The organism is Mesorhizobium sp. B1-1-5, assembly GCF_006443065.1.
GTDB lineage: Bacteria > Pseudomonadota > Alphaproteobacteria > Rhizobiales > Rhizobiaceae > Mesorhizobium.
In genome coordinates this window covers 23,062-43,151 of the sequence record NZ_VFWS01000039.1, presented here as the reverse complement: position 1 = coordinate 43,151, position 20,090 = coordinate 23,062, and the positions used below count along the sequence as shown (strand labels likewise).

19 protein-coding genes and 1 pseudogene are annotated in these 20,090 nt (G+C 64.5%); 10 read left to right on the top strand and 10 right to left on the bottom strand.

Annotation, left to right across the window (positions count from 1 at the left end; genetic code table 11):
- The 6 genes and pseudogenes from FJ980_RS14780 to doeB all read left to right on the top strand — a co-directional run.
- A pseudogene (locus FJ980_RS14780) lies at nt 1-228 on the top strand (ectoine/hydroxyectoine ABC transporter permease subunit EhuD); the annotation flags it as partial.
- A 5-nt stretch (nt 229-233) separates the two neighbouring features.
- Nucleotides 234-1,010 carry an ectoine utilization protein EutA gene (gene eutA, locus FJ980_RS14775; protein WP_140543823.1) on the top strand — a complete coding sequence of 259 codons (777 nt, stop codon included), beginning with the start codon at nt 234-236 and terminating at the stop codon, nt 1,008-1,010.
- A 20-nt stretch (nt 1,011-1,030) separates the two neighbouring features.
- A complete protein-coding gene (eutB, locus tag FJ980_RS14770; RefSeq protein ID WP_140543821.1) occupies nt 1,031-2,014 on the top strand; it encodes a hydroxyectoine utilization dehydratase EutB in 984 nt (327 codons plus the stop codon).
- The gene (locus tag FJ980_RS14765) at nt 2,011-3,003 is read left to right on the top strand and encodes a cyclodeaminase (RefSeq protein WP_140543809.1); all 993 of its coding nucleotides are present in this window, start codon (nt 2,011-2,013) and stop codon (nt 3,001-3,003) included. The genes eutB and FJ980_RS14765 overlap by 4 nt, the downstream gene beginning before the upstream one ends.
- 36 nt (nt 3,004-3,039) lie before the next feature.
- A complete protein-coding gene (gene doeA / locus FJ980_RS14760; RefSeq protein ID WP_140543807.1) occupies nt 3,040-4,218 on the top strand; it encodes an ectoine hydrolase DoeA in 1,179 nt (392 codons plus the stop codon).
- Nucleotides 4,219-4,222: 4 nt separating this feature from the next.
- Nucleotides 4,223-5,227, top strand: coding sequence for a N(2)-acetyl-L-2,4-diaminobutanoate deacetylase DoeB (gene doeB / locus FJ980_RS14755; RefSeq protein ID WP_140543805.1), 1,005 nt, complete (start codon nt 4,223-4,225; stop codon nt 5,225-5,227).
- Nucleotides 5,228-5,242: 15 nt separating this feature from the next.
- Here the strand turns inward: doeB and FJ980_RS14750 are convergent, their stop codons facing one another.
- The 7 genes from FJ980_RS14750 to cyoA are packed head-to-tail and all read right to left on the bottom strand — an operon-like array spanning nt 5,243 to nt 12,110.
- Nucleotides 5,243-5,776, bottom strand: coding sequence for a response regulator transcription factor (locus FJ980_RS14750; protein ID WP_210199992.1), 534 nt, complete (start codon nt 5,774-5,776; stop codon nt 5,243-5,245).
- Nucleotides 5,766-7,112, bottom strand: coding sequence for an ATP-binding protein (locus FJ980_RS14745; RefSeq protein ID WP_140543803.1), 1,347 nt, complete (start codon nt 7,110-7,112; stop codon nt 5,766-5,768). Before FJ980_RS14745 ends, FJ980_RS14750 begins: the two co-directional genes overlap by 11 nt.
- Entirely contained in the window at nt 7,112-7,855 is a 744-nt protein-coding gene (locus FJ980_RS14740) for an SURF1 family protein (RefSeq protein ID WP_140543819.1), read from the bottom strand. The genes FJ980_RS14745 and FJ980_RS14740 overlap by 1 nt, the downstream gene beginning before the upstream one ends.
- A gap of 59 nt (nt 7,856-7,914) precedes the next feature.
- The gene (gene cyoD, locus FJ980_RS14735) at nt 7,915-8,289 is read right to left on the bottom strand and encodes a cytochrome o ubiquinol oxidase subunit IV (protein ID WP_140543801.1); all 375 of its coding nucleotides are present in this window, start codon (nt 8,287-8,289) and stop codon (nt 7,915-7,917) included.
- Nucleotides 8,286-8,912, bottom strand: coding sequence for a cytochrome o ubiquinol oxidase subunit III (gene cyoC, locus FJ980_RS14730; protein WP_140543799.1), 627 nt, complete (start codon nt 8,910-8,912; stop codon nt 8,286-8,288). Before cyoC ends, cyoD begins: the two co-directional genes overlap by 4 nt.
- Nucleotides 8,913-8,921: 9 nt before the next feature.
- Nucleotides 8,922-10,919 carry a cytochrome o ubiquinol oxidase subunit I gene (cyoB, locus tag FJ980_RS14725; protein WP_140543797.1) on the bottom strand — a complete coding sequence of 666 codons (1,998 nt, stop codon included), beginning with the start codon at nt 10,917-10,919 and terminating at the stop codon, nt 8,922-8,924.
- A 3-nt stretch (nt 10,920-10,922) separates the two neighbouring features.
- Nucleotides 10,923-12,110 carry a ubiquinol oxidase subunit II gene (cyoA, locus tag FJ980_RS14720; protein WP_140543795.1) on the bottom strand — a complete coding sequence of 396 codons (1,188 nt, stop codon included), beginning with the start codon at nt 12,108-12,110 and terminating at the stop codon, nt 10,923-10,925.
- A gap of 283 nt (nt 12,111-12,393) precedes the next feature.
- Between cyoA and FJ980_RS14715 the strand changes: the two genes are divergently transcribed.
- Nucleotides 12,394-13,704, top strand: coding sequence for an MFS transporter (locus FJ980_RS14715; protein ID WP_140543793.1), 1,311 nt, complete (start codon nt 12,394-12,396; stop codon nt 13,702-13,704).
- Between the two features lie 127 nt (nt 13,705-13,831).
- Here the strand turns inward: FJ980_RS14715 and FJ980_RS14710 are convergent, their stop codons facing one another.
- Nucleotides 13,832-14,851: an NAD-dependent epimerase gene (locus FJ980_RS14710; protein WP_140543791.1), complete on the bottom strand. Its 1,020-nt coding sequence runs from the start codon at nt 14,849-14,851 to the stop codon at nt 13,832-13,834.
- Between the two features lie 349 nt (nt 14,852-15,200).
- Here FJ980_RS14710 and FJ980_RS14705 point away from each other — a divergent pair, with 349 nt between their 5' ends.
- The gene (locus FJ980_RS14705; RefSeq protein WP_140543789.1) at nt 15,201-15,641 is read left to right on the top strand and encodes a hypothetical protein; all 441 of its coding nucleotides are present in this window, start codon (nt 15,201-15,203) and stop codon (nt 15,639-15,641) included.
- Between the two features lie 86 nt (nt 15,642-15,727).
- Here the strand turns inward: FJ980_RS14705 and FJ980_RS14700 are convergent, their stop codons facing one another.
- The gene (locus tag FJ980_RS14700; RefSeq protein ID WP_140543787.1) at nt 15,728-16,870 is read right to left on the bottom strand and encodes an FAD/NAD(P)-binding oxidoreductase; all 1,143 of its coding nucleotides are present in this window, start codon (nt 16,868-16,870) and stop codon (nt 15,728-15,730) included.
- A gap of 140 nt (nt 16,871-17,010) precedes the next feature.
- Complete coding sequence (locus FJ980_RS14695; protein WP_140543785.1) at nt 17,011-17,676, bottom strand: peroxiredoxin; 666 nt, start codon at nt 17,674-17,676, stop codon at nt 17,011-17,013.
- 131 nt (nt 17,677-17,807) lie between these two features.
- On the opposite strand from FJ980_RS14695, the gene FJ980_RS14690 reads away from it, so the two are divergent.
- Complete coding sequence (locus FJ980_RS14690; protein ID WP_140543783.1) at nt 17,808-19,511, top strand: BTAD domain-containing putative transcriptional regulator; 1,704 nt, start codon at nt 17,808-17,810, stop codon at nt 19,509-19,511.
- Nucleotides 19,512-19,600: 89 nt separating this feature from the next.
- Nucleotides 19,601-20,083: a hypothetical protein gene (locus tag FJ980_RS14685; RefSeq protein ID WP_246676421.1), complete on the top strand. Its 483-nt coding sequence runs from the start codon at nt 19,601-19,603 to the stop codon at nt 20,081-20,083.
- Nucleotides 20,084-20,090 lie beyond the last annotated feature (7 nt).

The window sequence follows — 20,090 nt, the reverse complement described above, 5'->3', positions numbered from 1 at the left end:
ATGATCCCGGCCCTGGCCAACTATTTCATCGCCATGTTCAAGGAGACGCCGCTGCTGTCGGCGATCACCGTGCTGGAACTGATGAACCAGGCCAAGAGCGTCGCCAACACCTATTACCGCTACATCGAACCGATGACGTTGGTCGGCGCCTTCTTCCTTGTCATCAGCCTCTGCTCCGTTGTGCTGTTGCGCTGGCTGGAGCATCGCTACGGCAGGATCGAAAGATGAAAGTCATGAACCCATTGCCCGACATCCGCCTCGAAACGGCGCGTCCTGCGCTGGACTCGCGTCCGCTGGAAAAGCGCGTCGGCCTGATCGCGCTTGCGACCGACCACACCAGCGAAGTGGATTTCCGACGCATGGTGGCGAGCGAGCGGATCGGCGTCTATGTCGCGCGCATTCCCTACGCCAATCCGACGACGCCGGATAATCTGCGCAAGATGCAGCCGTCGCTTTCGGCGGGCGCGGCGCTGATCCTGCCGGACGAGGCGCTCGATGCGATATGCTACTCGTGCACCTCTGCGTCGGTGGTGATCGGCGACGCCGAGATCGAGCAGGCAATCCATGCAGCCAAGCCCGGCGTGCCCGTCGTCACCCCGCCGAAGGCCGGCGTGCGCGGCCTGAACGCTTTTGGGGTGAAGCGCATCAGCATCCTGACTCCTTACACCGTCGAGACCAGCCGGCCGATGGCCGCCTATTTCGCCGCGCACGGCTTCGATATCCAAAGCTTCACCTGCCTCGGTTTCGAGGACGACCGCGAGATGGCGCGCATCACGCCGGCGTCCCTGGTCGAGCTGGCGCGCAACGTCACCCATCCGCAGGCCGATGCGCTGTTCGTCTCATGCACCGCGTTGCGCGCCGCACTGGCGGTTCCCGGCATGGAGGAGGCGATCGGACGTCCCGTCGTCACCAGCAACCAGGCCAGCGCCTGGAACTGCCTGCGGCTGTGCGGCGACGAAACGCCCCGGCCCGAATTCGGCCGGCTGTGGACGAAGCCGCTGGCCCAGTGAACGAAATGTCCGTGATCGAAATGATTGTTGAGCTTCAGCATATTCGCGCGGCGCGCGAGCGCATTGCAGGCAAGGTCGAGCGGACACCTATTGTGCTGTCGCAAAGCCTCTCGGACCGCGCGGGCCGTCCTGTTCATCTCAAGCTGGAGCATCACCAGACCACCGGCGCGTTCAAGCTGCGCGGCGCTTCCAATGCGATCGCAGCATTGAGCGCGGAAGAAAAATCGCGCGGCGTCGTCGCCGCCTCGACCGGCAATCACGGCCGCGCGCTGGCGCATGCGGCGAAGCTCGAAGGCATCCGCGCGGTGATCTGCATGTCTAGGCTGGTGCCGGAAAACAAGCTCGACGCCATCCGCCGCCTCGGCGCGGATATCCGCATCGTCGGCAACAGCCAGGACGACGCCCAGCAGGAAGTCGACAGGCTGGTGGCGGAAGAAGGGCTGGTCATGCTGCCGCCCTTTGACCATCCCGATATCGTCGCCGGGCAAGGCACGCTCGGATTGGAGATCATGGAGCAGGTGCCGGATGCCGCGGCCGTGCTGGTGCCGCTCTCCGGCGGCGGGCTGGCGGCCGGTGTTGCGGCCGCCGTCAAAGGCGTGAGCCCGCGCACCAAAGTCATCGGCATCTCGATGGCGCGCGGCGCAGCGATGAAGGCCAGCCTCGACGCCGGCCGGCCCATGCAGGTCGAGGAATTGCCGACACTGGCGGATTCGCTCGGCGGCGGCATCGGGCTCGACAACCGGGTGACCTTCGCCATGTGCCGCGATCTGCTCGACGACGTCGTGCTGCTTGACGAGGACGAGATCGCCTCCGGCATCCGCCATGCGTATGAAGAGGAGCGTGAGATTGTCGAAGGCGCCGGGGCCGTCGGCATAGGCGCGCTGCTTGCCGGCAAGGTCAAAGTGAGCGGCCCCACTGTTCTCATCCTCTCCGGCAAGAACATCGACATGGACCTGCACCGCCGCATCGTCTGCGGCGAGACAATCGCGGAGCGCGCAGCATGAGCCGCATAACCATTCTCACCGAAAGTGATCTGCGCAAGATCGTGACGCTCGATCTGGACGCCGTTGCCTGCGTCGAGAACGCTTTTCGCGCCTTGGCCACGCTGCCGGTGGCGATGCCACCGATCCTGCGGCTCGACATTCCCGAGCATCGCGGCGAGATCGACGTGAAGTCCGCCTATGTGCCGGGCATTGACGGTTTCGCCGTCAAGATAAGCTCCGGTTTCTTCGACAATCCGCAGCTCGGCCTGCCGAGCGGCGGCGGCATGATGGTGCTGCTTTCGGCCAAGACTGGTGTGGTCGAGGCGCTGCTGCTCGACAATGGCTATCTGACCGATATCCGCACGGCCGCCGCCGGCGCGGTCGCGGCCAAGCATTTGTCGCGCCAAGACTCAAGCGTAGCCGCGATCTTCGGCGCCGGCCTGCAGGCCGGCCTTCAATTGGAAGCGCTGCGCCTTGTCAGGCCGATCGAGGAAGCGCGCATCTGGGCGCGCGACGCCGCCAAGGCTGAAACCACCGCCGCGCGCCTGCGCGAGAAGCTCGGTATCCTGGTGCGGACCGAGCCGGATGCGGCGAACGCGGCAGCGGGCGCCGACATCATCGTCACCACCACGCCGTCGACCGAACCGCTGATCAAGGCCGGTTTCGTCTCCGCCAGCCAGCACATCACCGCCATGGGCTCGGACGCCGAGCACAAGAACGAGATCGCGCCGGCGATCCTGCGCATGGCCGATCTCTATGTCGCCGACAGCGCCAAGCAGACGCGGCGCCTGGGCGAGCTCCATCACGCCATCGAGGCGGCGGTCTTCGCCGCCGACGCCGAGGTCACGGAGCTCGGCCAGATCATCGCCGGCAGCAAGCCGGGACGGCGCTCGGCCAGCGACATCACCATCGCCGACCTCACCGGCACCGGCGTGCAGGACACCGCAATCGCCACTTTGGCTCGCGACCGTGCACGCGCCGCCAATGCCGGGCTCGATTTCGAAAGTTGATGCTGGCCGCCAGGCCCAACAAACGAGGACAACAAAATGCAGCCAAATTTGAAATTCTCGCGCGGCGAATATGCGGAGCGCCTCGCCAAGACACGAAAAGCCATGGAGGCTAAAGGCGTCGATCTGCTGATCGTCAGCGATCCCTCGAACATGGCCTGGCTGACAGGCTATGACGGTTGGTCATTCTATGTGCATCAGGCCGTCATCGTGCCGCCTTCCGGCGAGCCGGTCTGGTACGGCCGTGGCCAGGACGCCAACGGCGCCAAGCGCACCGCCTATCTCGCGCATGACGACATCATCGGCTACGCCGACAATTATGTGCAGTCGACCGAGCGGCATCCGATGGATTACCTCGCCAGCGTGCTGGCCGAGCGCGGCTGGGACAAGCTCAGCATCGGCGTCGAGATGGACAATTACTGGTTTTCGGCCGCAGCCTTCGCGGCGCTGCAGAAGCACCTGCCCAATGCCCGCTTTGCCGATGCCACAGCGCTGGTGAACTGGCAGCGCGCCGTGAAAAGCCCGACCGAGATCGAGTATATGCGCAACGCCGCTCGCATCGTCGAGGCCATGCACCAGCGTATCGTCGACAAGATCGAAGTCGGCATGCGCAAATGCGATTTGGTCGCCGAGATCTACGATGCCGGCACGCGCGGCGTCGCCGGCATCGGCGGCGACTATCCGGCGATCGTGCCGCTCTTGCCGTCGGGAGCGGACGCCTCGGCGCCGCATCTCACCTGGGACGACAAGCCGATGAAGGTGAACGAAGGCACGTTCTTCGAGATCGCCGGTTGCTACAACCGCTACCACTGCCCGCTGTCGCGCACTGTCTTCCTGGGCAAGCCGACGCAGGCGTTCCTCGATGCCGAGAAGGCCACACTTGAGGGCATGGAAGCAGGTCTGGCCGCCGCCAAGCCGGGCAATGCCTGCGAGGACATCGCCAATGCCTTCTTCGCCGTCTTGAAAAAGTACGGCATCGTCAAGGACAACCGCACCGGCTACTCGATCGGCCTTTCGTATCCGCCGGACTGGGGCGAGCGCACCATGAGCCTGCGCCCCGGCGACCGCACCGAGCTCAAGCCCGGCATGACCTTCCATTTCATGACCGGACTGTGGCTGGAGACGATGGGGTTGGAGATCACCGAGTCGATCCTGATCACCGACGCCGGCGTCGAGTGCCTGGCCAACGTGCCGCGCAAGCTGTTCGTGAAGGACTGAGCCGATGTCCGCTTTGCGTCCCTCGCCGATCGCGCCGACCGTCGACTTCGAGCGCGACGGCGTCCAGCACGGCTTCCTGCGCCTACCCTACAGCCGCGACGATTCCGCCTGGGGATCGGTGATGATCCCGGTCTGTGTCGTGCGCAACGGCAAGGGCTCCACGGCGCTGCTCACCGGCGGCAATCACGGCGACGAATATGAGGGGCCGCTGGCGCTCTTCGAACTCGCCCGCACGCTCGATCCGAAAAATGTCTCCGGCACGGTCATCATCGTGCCGGCGATGAACTATCCGGCGTTCCGGGCCGGCACGCGCACCTCGCCGATCGACAAGGGCAACATGAACCGTTCCTTCCCCGGCAGGCCGGACGGCACGGTGACCGAGAAGATCGCCGACTATTTCCAGCGCGAGCTGCTGCCGCGCGCAGACATCGTCTTCGACTTCCACTCGGGCGGAAAAACGCTGGACTTCGTGCCGTTCTGCGCGGCGCATACGTTGCCGGACAAGGCCCAAGAGAAAAAGGCCTTCGCCGCCGTCGAGGCTTTCTCGGCGCCGTTCTCGATGCGCATGACCGAGATCGACGCGGTCGGCATGTATGACACGGCCGCCGAGGAGATGGGCAAGGTCTTCGTCACCACCGAGCTCGGCGGCGGCGGAACTTCTCGCGCCGAGACGGTGCGGATCGCCCGGCGCGGCATCCTCAACGTGCTGCGCCACGCCGGCATCGTCGATGGTGCGGTCGAGAAGGGCAGAACTCAGTGGCTGGACATGCCGTCGGGTGATTGCTTCGCCTTCGCCGAGGATGACGGCATGATCGAGACGATGGTCGACCTCGGCGAGCCTGTGGAGAGCGGCCAGGTTGTCGCGTGCATACATCCGGTCGGGCGCACCGGGCAGGCGCCGCAGGAGATCAGGGCCAGGATGTCGGGACTGCTCGCCGCGCGTCATTTCCCGGGCCTGGTCAAGGCGGGCGACTGCGTCTCGGTGCTGGCCGTGGCCGTTCGCGAATAAGGTTGATGCGGTGCCCTACTGCACCACGCGCTTCTCGAGCTTGCGGGCAAGCGTGCGCCGGTGCAGGCCGAGCCGGCGCGCGGTTTCGGAGATGTTGAAGCCGGTCTCGACGAGCGTTTCGTGGATGCGCTCCCATTCGAGGTTCTTGATCGAGGTGGGGCGGCTGGTGAGCGGCACCGAAACGTCACCCTCGGCGCGGCCGAAGGCGGCTTCGATGTCATCGGTGTTGGCGGGCTTGGCCAGATAGTGGCCCGCGCCGAGCTTGATCGCCTCGACCGCCGTGGCGATGCTGGCAAATCCCGTCAGCACGACGATGCGCATCGACGGATTGCGGGCGCTGAGAAGCTTGACGCATTCGAGACCAGATCCCGATCCGAGCTTGAGATCGACGACGGCGTAGGCCGGGACGGCCGTTTCCAGCGCGACCAGCAGCGCCTCGCGATCGTGGCAGACCACGACGTCGTAGTCGCGCTTTTCAAACGAGCGTTTGAGCGTGCGCGCGAAGGTCGCATCATCCTCGACGACGAACAAGGATCGATCAGATTTCACGATCGTCTCCATAGGTCAGCGCCGCCAGCGGCAGCGAAAGGGTAACACGGGCGCCCTCGGCCATGTTGCGCGCCGAAACGTCGCCTCCAAGCTTGCGCACCACGTTGAACACCAGGAAGAGGCCCAGGCCGCCGCCTGGTCGCCCCTTGCTCGACATATAGGGCTGGCCGAGCGTGTCCAGGATATCCTTGTCGAAACCCGGTCCGCGATCCTCGACGGAGAGCACCAGCTTCTCATCCTGCCGCCCGGCGGTGACGCCGACCCAACCGTGCGATGCTTCCTGCGCATTGTCGAGCACATTGAAGATCACCTGCTTCAGCGCCGTGTCGGACACGATCTGCTCGTCCGGCTCGAAGCCGTTGCTGTAGCCGAGCTTGAGAGGCTGACGGCTGACGCGCCATTCCTCGACGAGATCGTCGAGGAAGCTGCGGATCGTGGTGCGGATCGTGCCCTCGCCCCGCGCCTGGCCGGAGGACATGAGAATGCCCGTGACGATGCCTTTGCAGCGTTCGATCTGCGCCTGCATCTCGGCCACGTCGTCGGAAAGCTCGCGGTTGCGCTTGACGCCGCGCATCTGGCGCCAGTCGGACAGGATGACCGATATTGTCGAGAGCGGTGTGCCCAGTTCATGCGCGGCACCCGAGGCCAGCAGGCCCATGCGCACGATGTGATCTTCCTCGGCCGAACGCTGGCGCAGGTCGGCGAGATAGGCATCGCGTTCGCGCAGGTTGCGGTTGATTCGTGTCATGAAGATCACGATCAGGCCCGCCGCGAGCACGAAGCAGATGAACATGCCGCGCAGATGCAGCGCCTGGAGGTCGCCGCCGCCGTGATGCGGAATGGCGATCGGCTGGAAAACGAAGATGAGGAAAACGAAGCAGGCCGAGGCCGCCACCACCAGGAGCCAGGTCGACCATGGCGCCAGCAGCGCAGCGCCGAGCGTGATCTGCAGCAGGTAAAGCGACACGAACGGATTCGAGACGCCGCCGCTCAGGTAGAGCTGCGTCGTCAGCGCCGCCATGTCGAAAATCAGCGCGACGAGGAGCTGCGCGTTGGAGATCCGGCGGTTGCCGCGCAGGGCGAGCAGGCTGAAGATGTTGAGGCCGACGAGGAAAAGCACCACGCCCGCCATCTCGGCGAGCGGCAGCGGGATGGCGAACCAGTATTGCGTGGCCAGGATGGTCAGCACCTGCCCCGCCACCGCCAGCCAGCGCAGCTGGATGAGCAGGAGCAGGTTCTTCCTGTTCGTGACGTCGGCATCCGAGGCTGCGCCTCCCTGCCGCGTTGGAGGAAGCGTCAGGAACGGCTTGTCGTGATGGGGCCACGCGATATTCATCACGCTACATCCCAGTTCCGGCGGCCGGCGAGGACCTGCCTGGCAAGCGCCATCGCCAGCATCCCTGCCAGGGCAAACCAGGTCAAAGCATAGACGAGATGGCTGTTGCGGAAGGTGACGACGGTCAACCCGCCGCGCGGCCAGCCAGCAGCGCCGGATGCCTCGGCATCGATGAAATAGGGCGCGACATCCGCCAGGCCGCGCGCCTTGGCGATTGCCGCGACGTCGCGCGAATACCAACGATCGGCAACCGGATCGTTGCTGCGCAGGAAACCGCCGCCGGGCTCGCTGATGCGCAGCAGCCCGTCAACCGTCGCCGGCGCGGCGAGCGCGGCCTTCTCCCGCTCGAACTCCACCTTGCGCTCCTGCGGGATGAAGCCGCGGTTGATGAGGACGGTGAAACCGCGGTCGTCGCGCATCGGCGTCAGCACCCAATAGCCGCCGCCAAGCTCGGTCACCGCCTGCACCAGCGTGTTGGCGCCGCCCTGCCAGCGCCCGGCCAGCCGCACATGGCGATATTCGTGATCCGGCGCGCTGAACCCGCTCCAGTCCTGCGGACCGGGCGCATCGACGACGGGAGCGTGGATGCGGTGGTCGACGCGGGCGATCAGATCGAGCTTCCAGACCCGTCTTTCCAGCTGCCAGACGCCGAGCCCGAGAAACACCAGAATGCCGAGAAGCCCAAGCGCCACAGCCAAGAATCGCGACGCGGAGCCCTTCGAGCCCGCATGAGAGCCGGTCATGTCCTTTGCCTCGGCTTTGGCCCTCCCCGCGCGCCACACGCCCACGCCCGAAATGGGGCTCATGGCATCTCCCGCATCTCGTGGAGCCCGGGCATCATGTTGGCGTTGAGGTGGTACATCACCCAGAGCGAGCCGCTCAGCACGATGACGACGAGAATCACTGTGAAGATGAGCGCCAGCATCGACCATCCGCCTTCCGACGCAGGGGTCATATGCAGGAAGAAGACCATGTGCACCACGATCTGCACCACCGCGAAGGCCATGATGATGATGGCCGCGGCCTGCTTGTTGTCCATGGCGCCGGTCATGACCATCCAGAACGGGATGGCAGTGAGGATCACCGACAGGACGAAGCCGATCAGGTAGCCCCTCAGCGACCCGTGCGCGGCGCCGCCATGGGTGTGGTCGCGATCGGCATGATCATGAGCGCTCATCTGAGCATCCCCATCAGGTAGACGAAGGTGAAGACGCCGATCCAGACGACGTCGAGGAAGTGCCAGAACATCGAAAGGCACATCAGCCGGCGGCGGTTAGCCTCGATGAGGCCGTGTCTCGCGACCTGCACCATCAGTGTCACCATCCAGACGATGCCGAAGGTCACGTGCAGGCCATGCGTGCCGACCAGGGTGAAGAAGGACGACAGGAAGGCGCTGCGCTGCGGCGTCGCGCCTTCATGGATCATGTGCGCGAATTCGTAAAGCTCGATGGAGAGGAACGCCAGGCCGAACAGGATGGTCACCACGAGCCAGGCTTGCGTCGCGCCGACGCGGCCCTTGTCCATGGTCAGCATGGCAAAGCCATAGGTGATCGAGGACAAGAGCAGCATGGTGGTGTTGACCGCCACCAGACCGAGATCGAACAGATCCTTCGGCGCCGGACCCGCCGCATAATTGCCGCCGAGCACGCCATAGGCCGCGAACAGCATGGCGAAGATCAGGCAGTCGCTCATCAGATAGAGCCAGAAGCCGAGCATGGTGCTGCCGCCTTCGGCGTGCGCGTGCTCTTCTTCCAGGTGGAAGACCGGTTCCGCGACGGCCGTGATCGCGCTCGATGCCATGCTTAATTCCTAGCCCTGAGCGGCGAGGAGCGTCGTTCTCGCCTCTTCCGTTTGCGCGACCTCGGCAGCCGGGATGTCGAAGTCGCGGTGGTAGTTGAAGGTGTGGCCGATCGCGGTTGCGATGAGGCAGACGAAGCTCAGCGCCGCCAGCCACCACATGTACCAGATCAGGCCGAAGCCGAGCGCGACGCTGAACACCGCCAGGACGACGCCGGTGCCGGTGTTGCGAGGCATGTGGATCGGCTTGAAGCCGGACAGCGGGCGCCGGTAGCCGGCCTTCTTCATGTCGAACCAGGCGTCGTTGTCGCGAATGACCGGCGTGAAGGCGAAGTTGTAGGCCGGCGGCGGCGAGGAGGTCGACCATTCGAGGGTGCGGCCGTCCCAGGGATCGCCGGTGTGATCGGCCAGCGTTTCGCGCTTGCGGATGGAGACGAATATCTGGACCAGGAAGGCGGCGATGCCGCAGGCGATCAGCACGGCGCCGAAAGCGGCGATCACGAACCAGATCTGCAGCGAGGGATCGTCGAAGACGCGCATGCGACGCGTCACGCCCATCAGGCCGAGAATATAGAGCGGCATGAAGGCGAGCCAGAAGCCGAGCACCCAGCACCAGAACGAGACCTTGCCCCAGAACGGATCGAGCCTGAAGCCGAAGGCCTTGGGCCACCAATAGGCGATGCCGGCGAACAGGCCGAAGAGCACGCCGCCGATGATGACGTTATGGAAATGCGCGATCAGGAACAGGCTGTTGTGCAGCACGAAGTCGGCGGGCGGCACGGCAAGCAGCACGCCGGTCATGCCACCGACGACGAAGGTGAGCATGAAGGCCACCGTCCACATCATCGGCAATTCGAAGCGGATGCGGCCGCGATACATGGTGAACAGCCAGTTGAATATCTTCGCCCCGGTCGGGATCGAGATGATCATCGTGGTGATGCCGAAGAAGGAATTGACGCTGGCGCCGGAGCCCATGGTGAAGAAGTGGTGCAGCCAGACGAGATAGGACAGGATGGTGATGACTATCGTGGCATAGACCATCGAGGTGTAGCCGAACAGGCGCTTGCCGGAGAAGGTAGAGGTGACCTCGGAGAAGACGCCGAACAGCGGCAGGATGAGGATGTAGACCTCGGGGTGGCCCCATATCCAGATGAGGTTCACATACATCATCGGGTTGCCGCCGAAGTCGTTGGTGAAGAAGTTGGTGCCGACATAGCGGTCGAGCGCGAGCAACGTCAGCACCGCCGTCAGCACCGGGAAGGACGCCACGATCAGCACGTTGGTGCAGAGCGAGGTCCAGGTGAAGACCGGCATGCGCATCATGGTCATGCCGGGGGCGCGCATCTTGATGATGGTGCAGATCAGGTTGATGCCGGACAATGTCGTGCCGACGCCGGCGACCTGCAGCGCCCAGATGTAGTAATCGACGCCGACGTCGGGACTGTAATTGATGCCGGAGAGCGGCGGATAGGCCAGCCAACCGGTGCGGGCGAACTCGCCGACGAACAGCGAGGCCATGACCAGGATCGCGCCGCCGACCGTCATCCAGAAGCTGAAATTGTTGAGGAAAGGGAACGAGACGTCGCGCGCGCCGATCTGCAGCGGCACGACGAAGTTCATCAGCCCGGTGACGAAAGGCATCGCCACGAAGAAGATCATGATCACGCCATGGGCGGTGAAGATCTGGTCGTAGTGATGAGCGTTGAGATAACCCTCGGAACCGTTGAAGGCGATGGCCTGCTGAAGGCGCATCATGATGGCGTCTGAGAAGCCGCGCAGCAACATGACGAGGCCGAGCGCCATGTACATGATGCCGATCTTCTTGTGGTCGACGCTGGTGAACCACTCGCGCCACAGATAGCCCCAAAGCTTGAAATAGGTGACCGCGCCGAGCACCGCGAGGCCGCCCAACGCCACGACGATGAAGGTGACGACGACGATCGGCTCGTGCAGCGGCAGCGACTCCAGAGTGAGGCGGCCGAAGATGAACTTGGTCAGCGTCTCAGGCATCCGTCATCCCTCACAATTCGAAGCGCAGCAGGCCGAGCGACGGCGTCTCGGCGTCGGCGCGGCGGCTGCCTTCCCTGGACTGAGCAGCCCTGCCCCGCGCAGTGGGGAAAGATCGCGCACCGGCCAATATTTCGCGCCGGCATCGCGGGCCGCGCGCGAGGCGGCGGCCGCTTCCTCGGCCGTGCAGATGCTGGCGACATAGGACGGATCGTTGCCGAACACCGCGCCGCGCCGGGCAAGCTTGTCGTATTGCAGCGGCAAGGTGTTGCGCACGCCGGCCAGGCCAAGGCCGCCCTTGGCGTCGATCGACATCATCTCGTTCATGCACATCTTGCCGCGCTCGACGCACAGATTGAGGATCGCGCCATAGAGGTCGGAATCGACGGAGGCATAGTGGCGGACCGGCTCGTTCTCGCTCGGACGCTCGAGATCGAGATAGGTCTCGCGGCTGAGCGTAGCCTGCGCACCTTTGGTCTGCGTCACCCACTCACCGAAGGCCTGATCGGAGAGGCCGTGGAACGCAAAGCGCATGCCGGAGAAGCCGGCGCCGCTGTAGTTGGCCGAGAAGCCGGAATAGGTGCCTGGACGGTTGATGACCGCGTGCAGCTTCGTCTCCATGGCGGGCATGGCGTAGATCTGCCCGGCAAGAGCCGGAATGTAGAAGGAGTTCATCACCGTCGAGGAGGTGATGCGGAAGTCGATCGGCTGGTTGACCGGCGCCGCCAGCTCGTTGACGGAAGCAATGCCGTAATCCGGATAGATGAAGAGCCATTTCCAATCAAGCGCGACGACGTCGACCCTGAGCGGCTTGTGGTTCTGGGTGACCGGCTGTCCTGGTTCGATCCGGTCGATGCGCCGGTAGGGATCGAGCAGATGGGAGCCGAGCCAAGTGAGCGCGCCGAGGCAAATGATGACGAGCAGGGGTGCCGCCCAGATCACCAGTTCCAGCTTGGTCGAATGGTCCCAGTCCGGCGTGTAGATCGCCGTGGTGCTGGATTGCCGGTAGCGCCAGGCGAACAGCACGGTCAGCGCCATGACCGGCAGGATGATGAGCAGCATCAGCAGTGTCGAGACGACGAGCAGGTCGCGCTGCTGCACTGCCACGTCGCCCGCGGGCGCCAGCACGACCAGATCGCAGCCGCTCAGCAGCACGGCGAGCGGAAAAAGAAGCAAGGCTCCGGATCGTCTCATCAAACGCTGCCCTCGATGGCCCTGCAGCAGGATCTGTGCAGGTTGCGATGCGATATGGACCAACGGCTACTGCCGCAGGCACGGCGACGACATTGGACAATTTGTCCAATGCCCAGCCGGTATGGCTTTCGCGAAAGTGTGCACGCATAATGGGATGACGACAACATCGCATCTGGATGACGACAGCGTCGCATCTGGATGACGACAACATCGCGTCTGGATAACGACAACATCGCGTCGGGACGGCGACAATCGCGTTCCGAACTTTAGCTCGACGGAAACGATGGCTGAAACTTCGACTTCCGAAACGGACAGCAGACTGATCGGCTCGCATCACGGCCAGGTCAGCGCTGGCGATATCGCGGTCGGCGTGATCATCGGCAGGACGTCGGAATTCTTCGATTTCTTCGTCTATGCGATCGCTTCCGTGATCGTGTTCCCCAAGCTTGTGTTCCCAACGCACGACCCGCTGGTCGGAACGCTTTACTCCTTCGCCATCTTCGCGCTGGCCTTCATCGCGCGCCCGTTCGGCACCGTGCTGTTCATGGCGATCGACCGCGCCTATGGCCGCGGCGCCAAGCTGACGATCGCGCTGTTCCTGCTCGGCACCTCGACGGTCGCCATGGCGTTCCTGCCCTCCTATGAGGATGTCGGCGCGGTCGCCGCCTGGCTGCTGGCGCTCACCCGCTTCCTGCAGGGCCTAGCGCTCGGCGGGACATGGGACGGACTGCCCTCCCTCCTGGCCCTGAATGCGCCGCAGAACCGGCGCGGCATCTATGCGATGATCCCGCAGCTCGGCGCGCCGATCGGCCTCATCGTGGCAAGCTCGCTGTTTGCCTTCTTCGTCGCCAACCTCTCGGCCGACGACTTCTTCGCCTGGGGCTGGCGCTATCCCTTCTTCGTCGCCTTCGCCATCAACGTCGTGGCGCTGTTTGCCAGACTGCGCATCGTGGTGACGCCCGAGTTCTCTAAACTCTATGAGAGCGGCGACCTGCAGCCGACCCGCATCAGGGACATGATCCGCACGGAAGGCCGTAATGTCGTCGTCGGCGCCTTCGCGCCGCTGGCGAGCTTCGCCCTGTTTCACATGGTGACGGTGTTCCCGCTGTCCTGGGTGTTCCTGTTCACCAATGAAGGGCCGGAGCATTTCCTGGTTATCGAGGCGGTGAGCGCGCTGTTCGGCATCGCGGCGATCGTCGCATCAGGCCCGCTGGCCGACCGCGTCGGACGTCGCGCCCTGCTCGGCGGCGGCGCCGTCGCCATCGCAGCCTTCAGCGGCTTCGCCCCGCAGCTTCTCAATGGCGGCACCTTTGGCGAGACGGTATTCATGGTGCTCGGCTTCATCCTGCTGGGCTTGAGCTTCGGGCAATCCTCGGGCGTCGTCGCATCGAGCTTCTCGCGCCAGCACCGCTATACCGGCTCGGCGGTGACATCGGACCTGGCCTGGATGTTCGGCGCCGGCTTCGCGCCGCTCGCGGCGCTGCTCCTGGCCGGCAATTTCGGCCTCATCGCCGCCGGCGCCTACCTGCTTTCGGGCGCCGCCTGCACGCTGATCGCGCTTTGGATCGACAGGCAGGCACGCCGGGCCGACTGAACGAGCGGCGAGCTCGGTTAGTCGCCGCTCTATCCCTTTGTTTTTGACGCAGTTCCAGACGGAAGGTTATGGCGAAGGCGCCGAACTCAACCGCTCACACTTTTCCCGGAATTGCTCTGACCTGCAATCAGACCTGGTAGAAATCCCGATACCATTCCACGAAGCGCGGGACGCCGATCTCGATCGGAATCCTGGGCTTGAAGCCGATCACCGCCTCGAGCGAAGCGACGTCGGCATAAGTCGCAGGCACATCGCCCGGTTGCAGCGGCATCAGGTTGCGGATTGCCTTGCGCCCGAGAGCGTCTTCCAGAACGTCGATCAGCCGGCTGAGCTCGACAGGCGAGCTGTCGCCGATGTTATGGATCCTGAACGGCGCGGTGCTCGTCGCGGGGTCCGGCGCAGCGCTTGTCCAATCGGGATTGGGCGTCGCTGGATGCTGCATGACGCGGGCCACTCCCTCGACGATGTCGTCGATGTAGGTGAAATCCCGCTGCATGTTGCCATGGTTGAAGACATCGATCGGCTGACCGGCGAGAATGGCCTTGGTGAAGATGAACAAGGCCATGTCGGGCCGTCCCCACGGACCGTAGACGGTGAAGAAGCGCAGGCCTGTCGTCGGCAGCCCGAACAGATGGCTGTAGGTGTGGGCCATCAGCTCGTTTGCCTTCTTGCTGGCGGCATAGAGGCTGAGGGGATGGTCGGCGGAATCATGCACCGAGAACGGCATGCGCGTACTGCCGCCATAGATCGAGCTTGACGATGCATAGACGAGATGGCCGACCGAGGCCTGCCGGCACCCTTCCAGGATGTTGAGGAAGCCGTTTAGATTGCTTTGGGCATAGACATGCGGATTGACCAGCGAGTAGCGGACGCCCGCCTGCGCGGCGAGGTTGACGACGATCTGCGGCGCGACCGACGCAAAGACCCCCGAGATGCCATCGCGGTCGGCGAGATCGACATGCTCGAAATGAAAGTTTGAGAACGCCTTCAGCCGCTCGAGCCGCGCCTGCTTCAAGGTGACGTCGTAATACTCGTTCATGGAATCGAGGCCGACGACCTGCCGGCCTTCGGCAAGCAGCCTCTGGCAAAGGTGAAAACCTATGAAGCCGGCTGCGCCGGTGACCAGGATCGGCCTGCTCGACGTCAATGCATACCCCTAACGCTGCAGTCAGACCTTGCAGGCCATCGAGAACTTGCGCCTTTTACGGCAGGGCTGCAATGAATTCAACGACACGCGTTCTCTCGCCGTCGTCGCCAGCGTGAGGCCAGCGGCAAGATCGGCCGCCAGATGTCTGTATTGCCGAGGCGCACGCAGCCGCCGCCGGGATCCGACAGCGGAAAAGCGATCTCAAGCCAACGCTGATATGCGAGCGTGATCAGCGGTCGGGCACTTCCGTGCGGAACAAGATTGCGCGTACACTCCGGATCGGGAATTTGGTTTTCTTGGTGATCCCTGTTCCTTGGGGCAAACTGCTGGCGGGCTGTCAGGAGGAGAAATGAGAGCACGCGCGGCGACGGTCGGAGACCTGGAAGATGTTTTCCGCGGCCTGTCCAAGCGAATGTCGGACGAATATGTGGCGGCCGGCAAGGACAGCAAAAGCGCCTATGACAATCTGATGATGAACCTGAAGGAAGGCCGGGCGCATGCGCTCGTGCAGGACGACAGGACGGTGGCGATCATCGCCTGGCATGAGCACGCGGACGCCGCCGACACGCTCTTTGCCGCGCAGGAGGACTTCTTCAACGCCACGACTGTCCGCTTCTGCAAGCGCCACATCCGCCATGTCCAGGCGCTGGCCGGCAACCTTCCCGTCCATTCGCGCAGTTGGCTGAACAGGCCCGACGTCGCGAAATGGTTCCGCGTGATCGGTTATGTCGACCGAGGGCGCGAGAACGGCGCCACCTTGTTCGAGCTGCCGTCGGCTGCAAACGGCTGAGGGAAGCTGACAGACCGCCTCCGGATTTGCCGGTGCGCCGCCGTCTGGCGGCGGCGTCCGCGCCCATCACTGCGGTTGTCACAGGCTTACGAGCCGAACCAGCGCGACCGTCGACTTGAGCCGAACTTTTCCTTGTCGGCACGCAACGCCACCGAAGGCTCATAGTAGTTGCCTGTCGGCGCGGGGCCAGAAAAGAAATCGACCTCGACCTTGCCGATGCGGCCGCCACCGAATTCGATGTAACAGGTGCCGAAGCCGTCATAGAGCGTGCCGTTTCCGCTGCCACGCAGCTTGGCGACGAGTGCTGAGGCAACGGCGCGCGCGGCACCTTCGGCGAAGACGCCGGCCTTGGGCGTCCCGGTGTTGGCGCCGTCACCGACCGCGTAGACATTCCGGTATTTCGTCTCGAGCGTGCGCGGGTTGACCGGGATCCAGCCGTTCTCCGACATGCCGCTTTCCAGCACGACCGGCGGCACGCGATGTTTGGGGACGCCGAGGAAAAGGTCGAACGGCATTTCGGTGCCGTCGTCGAGCACCGCCACGTTTCGGCTATTGTCGACCGAGGCGACGCGACGGCTGGGAATGAACTTGATGCCGCGCTCGGCGAAAGCCGCAAGCAGCGCCTTCGAAGTATCGGGCGACGGCGGCACCGGGCTGCCGAGCGGGAGCACCAGCGATACCTCACAGGCCTCGCGCACGCCTTGCCGCACCAGATAGTCATGCAGCATCAACACGCATTCGCTCGGGGCCGGCGGGCATTTGTAGGGCGCGCCGCAGACGCCGACCATCGCCCTGCCTTTCTTGAAGCCCGGCAACACGTCGCGCAGCCGATCCGCGCCGGCAACCGAATAGAACTCGTTGGTGCCCGACAGCCCAGGCGTAGCGTCGAAATCATATTCAGCGCCAAGCGCGACAATCAGGTAATCGGCATCGTAGACACCGTCGTCGGTGGTGACACGGCGCCTTTCTGGATCGATCGCGGTGATGGTGCGCCTCAGCAATTTCACGCCGGGCTTGGCGTAACGGTTGTAGGGCAAGCGGACCGCCTCCGCCGCCTTCAGGCCGAACATGACGTCGAGTTTCGAAAAGCCGAACACGAAGGCGTCGCTCTTGTCGATGAGCGTGACATCGATGCCGTCGCCCATTGCCTCGGACAGCAGCGTCGTCAGTTCCAGGCCGCCAAAGCCCGCTCCCAGGACGACGATGCGCGGTTTGTTTGCAGTGCTCATCTCGGTTCCCCACGTCTTGGCGCTATGCAGAAGCGCCGGATTGAATTTGCTCACTGTCTTTCGGTTGTGGGGCGGCGGGGATGTGTCTCTCACGTCCTCGCCGCCGATGCCCGTCGCCTCAGATCTCGATGCCTGACCTGTCAGGTCAGCACAGGCTGCGGCACGATGCGGATATAGGGTTTCGGTTCCTTCCAGCCCTGCGGATAGAGCTGCTTTGCTTCATCGTTCGACACCGAACCGGCGATGATGACGTCGTCGCCGGGCTTCCAGTTCACCGGAGTCGCCAGGCGATGCTTGGCCGTCAGTTGCAGGGAGTCGACGACGCGCAGCACCTCGTCGAAGTTGCGGCCCGTCGTCATCGGGTAGGATATGACGAGCTTGATCTTCTTGTCGGGGCCGATGACGTAGACATTGCGAACCGTCTGATTGTCGGCGGCGGTGCGGCCGTCGGCGCTGTTGCCCGCCGACGCCGGAAGCATGTCGTAGAGCTGCGAGACGGCGAGCGTCGGGTCGCCGATCATCGGGAAGTTCGGCGCCATGCCTTGCGTCTCGGCGATGTCCTTCGCCCAGCCGGCATGCTTCTCGACCGGGTCGACGGACAGGCCGATGACCTTGACGCCGCGCTTGTCGAATTCGGGCTTGAGGCGCGCCATGTAACCGAGCTCGGTGGTGCAGACCGGCGTGTAGTCCTTAGGATGCGAGAACAGGATGCCCCAGTCCTTGCCCAGCCACTCGTGGAAGGAGATCGGACCTTGCGTGGTGTCGGCGGTGAAGTCGGGGGCGATGTCTGCGATACGGAGTGACATGGTCATTTCCTTTCGGTTGGATTTTGATTGCGAAGGCATATTAGGAAATCTATGTTCCGCCAGCGTTCCCCGACCACCGCCGGCTGGTGATTGCTTTGGCGCCGGCTCTCCTTCTTCCGGATGGTGCTTTGATGCGCGTTTCGATCCATCTGCTCGGCCGCTTCGCCGTCAGTGTCGACGGCCGGGCGATACCAGGGGCCGACTGGCGACGCGAACGCGCCGCCGCGCTGGTCAAGCTGCTCGCGCTGAGGCCCGCGCATCGCATGCACCGCGAGCAGGTGATGGAGACTTTCTGGCCCGACGCCGAGCTGGAAGCGGCCGGCGGCAGCCTCCGCAAAGCCGTCCATTTCGCGCGCCGCGCGCTTGGCGCCCATGAACTAATCGAGATCGGCAACGACATAATCGCGCTCGCACCCGATGCGGAGCTCGACATCGATATCGAAAACTTCGAGACGGCCGCAAAAGCGGCGCTCCGGGGCGGCGACAAAAGCACTTTCGAACATGCGGCCGACCTCTATGGCGGCAGGCTCTTGCCCGACGACCTTTTCGTCGAATGGCTCGACACCCCCCGCGCGCAGATACAGCAACGCTACAGCGACCTGTTGCGCGCCGGCGGCTTGTGGCAGCGGCTCATCGCGCTCGACCCGGCCGACGAGCAGGCGCAATGCGCACTGATGCAGGCGGCGCTCGATGCCGGCAACCGCGTCGAGGCGATCCGCCAGTTCAACCAGCTTCGCGACAACCTGCATGCCGAGCTCGGCGTCGGGCCGAGCGCCGCGACGATCGCGCTCTACGAGAAGGCGCTGACGCTATCAGGCACGGAGACAGTCAGCCCCTCGGAGCGCATCCGCACCTCGCTTGCCTGGGGCCTGGTGCACCTGCAGAGCGGCGAGTTCGACAGGGCGAGCGAGATCGCGCGGCAGACACGCGATCTGGCGCTGGGCGCCGATTTGCCGCGCGAGGTCGGCGAGGCGAGCGCGCTGCTGGGACTTGCCTCGATGATGCAGGCGCGATGGCCGCAGCTGTTCCGGTCCGAATTCATCGAATGGGTCCGCGCCAAGCCGGCCTTCGTGCAACATGTCTTCGATGGACATCTGTGCCTGTCCGAGTTCTGTCTGTGCAGCGCCAAAGGCCATGCCGAAGTCGCCGGGCTGGCCGAGGAACTGCTCGCGGTGGCCGAGGAGGCGGAATCGAGCGCCGGGCGCGGTCTCGCCTGCCTGCTCCTCGGCGAGGCGGCGTTGTTTTCGGGCGAGCTCGACAAAGCCGAGCAATTCCTTACTGAAGCCGAGCGGCTGCTCCTCGAGTCGGACGCGGTTGCCGGCCGTGTGCTGGCGATCGAGCGGCTGGCCGAGATCGCCCTGGAGCGCGGCCAGAAATGGCGAGCCAGTCGCCTGATCCAGCGCGGCCTCACCGATGCCGAACGTTCCTGGCTTTCGCCGCATCTCATCATGCGCATGCAGGCGCTGGCGGTGCGGGCGGCATCGACGCCGAAAATGGTCGCCGAGGAGATCCTCGCGGGCGACAGGCTGTTGACGCCGGGCGCCTGCCAGCCATGCTCGATGGCGTTGCGCACCGCCTCTGCGATCGCGCTTGCCGAGGCGGGCGAATTGGAACAGGTCGACCGCCGCCTGAACGACGCTGAACGCATCGCCGGCATGTGGCAAGGCGGCCCTTGGGCAGCAGCGCTTTGGGAGGCGCGGGGCGTGCAGCGGCGGGCACAGGACAAGGAAGTGCGCGCGCGCGCCGCCTTCGAGGAGGCGGCCGGCCGCTACGAAGAGCTTGGTCGGCCCCGCGACCAGGCCCGATGCCTGGCGCGGATGGGAGGCCACGGCTGATCTTGCGCCGGAGGCCAATCGGCGAGATGGTAAGGCAGGCAGCCGGGGGCGCTGGCACGCCGGGATATGCATGGCTGCTGGAAATCGAGATGTCACGCGCTTGCCTGGCCCTTGTTGCCCTGGTTGCCCTGGCGGGACCGACAGAGGCGGGCGGGCAGGCGTCTCACCTGCTCGATGGCTCCGAGCTTGCAACGACTTACTCGGGCGAATCCGACCTCGTGACCGCCTATACGACCGGAATGGCGCGCTATCGCCTGCTGCTCGCCGGAGTTATCGGCACCGCCAACCTCGCCGCCCCGCTCGAACCTCTTCAGCTGCGGCCTGAATTCCAGCAGCGGACATGGCGTTCCTCGGATGGCAGCCTGCTGCAGGGTTTTGCCGGCAAGGGCGGCTTCCGGCTGACCACAGGCAACTGCGTAACCCGCATCTGCATAGCCAGCGAGTGCAGCGAGGCCGGCTGGCCGCTCTATGCCTGCAGCGACGGGCGCAAACGCAAGATGTCGGTCAACAGCTTCGTGACGGCAACATTCGACGGCGTCACCTACCGGCGGCTGAGCGCGCCGCAGGAGTGACGTTGGA

Excerpts from the sequence above, each read along its gene's own strand:
- FJ980_RS14700 (WP_140543787.1), bottom strand. The coding sequence starts at position 16,870 with ATGAGCACTGCAAACAAACCGCGCATCGTCGTCCTGGGAGCGGGCTTT.
- cyoC (WP_140543799.1), bottom strand. The coding sequence starts at position 8,912 with ATGGCATCGAGCGCGATCACGGCCGTCGCGGAACCGGTCTTCCACCTG.
- eutB (WP_140543821.1), top strand. The coding sequence starts at position 1,031 with ATGATTGTTGAGCTTCAGCATATTCGCGCGGCGCGCGAGCGCATTGCA.
- FJ980_RS14705 (WP_140543789.1), top strand. The coding sequence starts at position 15,201 with ATGAGAGCACGCGCGGCGACGGTCGGAGACCTGGAAGATGTTTTCCGC.
- FJ980_RS14690 (WP_140543783.1), top strand. The coding sequence starts at position 17,808 with ATGCGCGTTTCGATCCATCTGCTCGGCCGCTTCGCCGTCAGTGTCGAC.
- cyoB (WP_140543797.1), bottom strand. The coding sequence starts at position 10,919 with ATGCCTGAGACGCTGACCAAGTTCATCTTCGGCCGCCTCACTCTGGAG.
- FJ980_RS14740 (WP_140543819.1), bottom strand. The coding sequence starts at position 7,855 with ATGACCGGCTCTCATGCGGGCTCGAAGGGCTCCGCGTCGCGATTCTTG.
- FJ980_RS14695 (WP_140543785.1), bottom strand. The coding sequence starts at position 17,676 with ATGTCACTCCGTATCGCAGACATCGCCCCCGACTTCACCGCCGACACC.
- FJ980_RS14745 (WP_140543803.1), bottom strand. The coding sequence starts at position 7,112 with ATGAATATCGCGTGGCCCCATCACGACAAGCCGTTCCTGACGCTTCCT.
- FJ980_RS14715 (WP_140543793.1), top strand. The coding sequence starts at position 12,394 with ATGGCTGAAACTTCGACTTCCGAAACGGACAGCAGACTGATCGGCTCG.
- doeA (WP_140543807.1), top strand. The coding sequence starts at position 3,040 with ATGCAGCCAAATTTGAAATTCTCGCGCGGCGAATATGCGGAGCGCCTC.
- eutA (WP_140543823.1), top strand. The coding sequence starts at position 234 with ATGAACCCATTGCCCGACATCCGCCTCGAAACGGCGCGTCCTGCGCTG.
- cyoD (WP_140543801.1), bottom strand. The coding sequence starts at position 8,289 with ATGAGCGCTCATGATCATGCCGATCGCGACCACACCCATGGCGGCGCC.
- FJ980_RS14685 (WP_246676421.1), top strand. The coding sequence starts at position 19,601 with ATGTCACGCGCTTGCCTGGCCCTTGTTGCCCTGGTTGCCCTGGCGGGA.
- FJ980_RS14765 (WP_140543809.1), top strand. The coding sequence starts at position 2,011 with ATGAGCCGCATAACCATTCTCACCGAAAGTGATCTGCGCAAGATCGTG.
- cyoA (WP_140543795.1), bottom strand. The coding sequence starts at position 12,110 with ATGAGACGATCCGGAGCCTTGCTTCTTTTTCCGCTCGCCGTGCTGCTG.
- doeB (WP_140543805.1), top strand. The coding sequence starts at position 4,223 with ATGTCCGCTTTGCGTCCCTCGCCGATCGCGCCGACCGTCGACTTCGAG.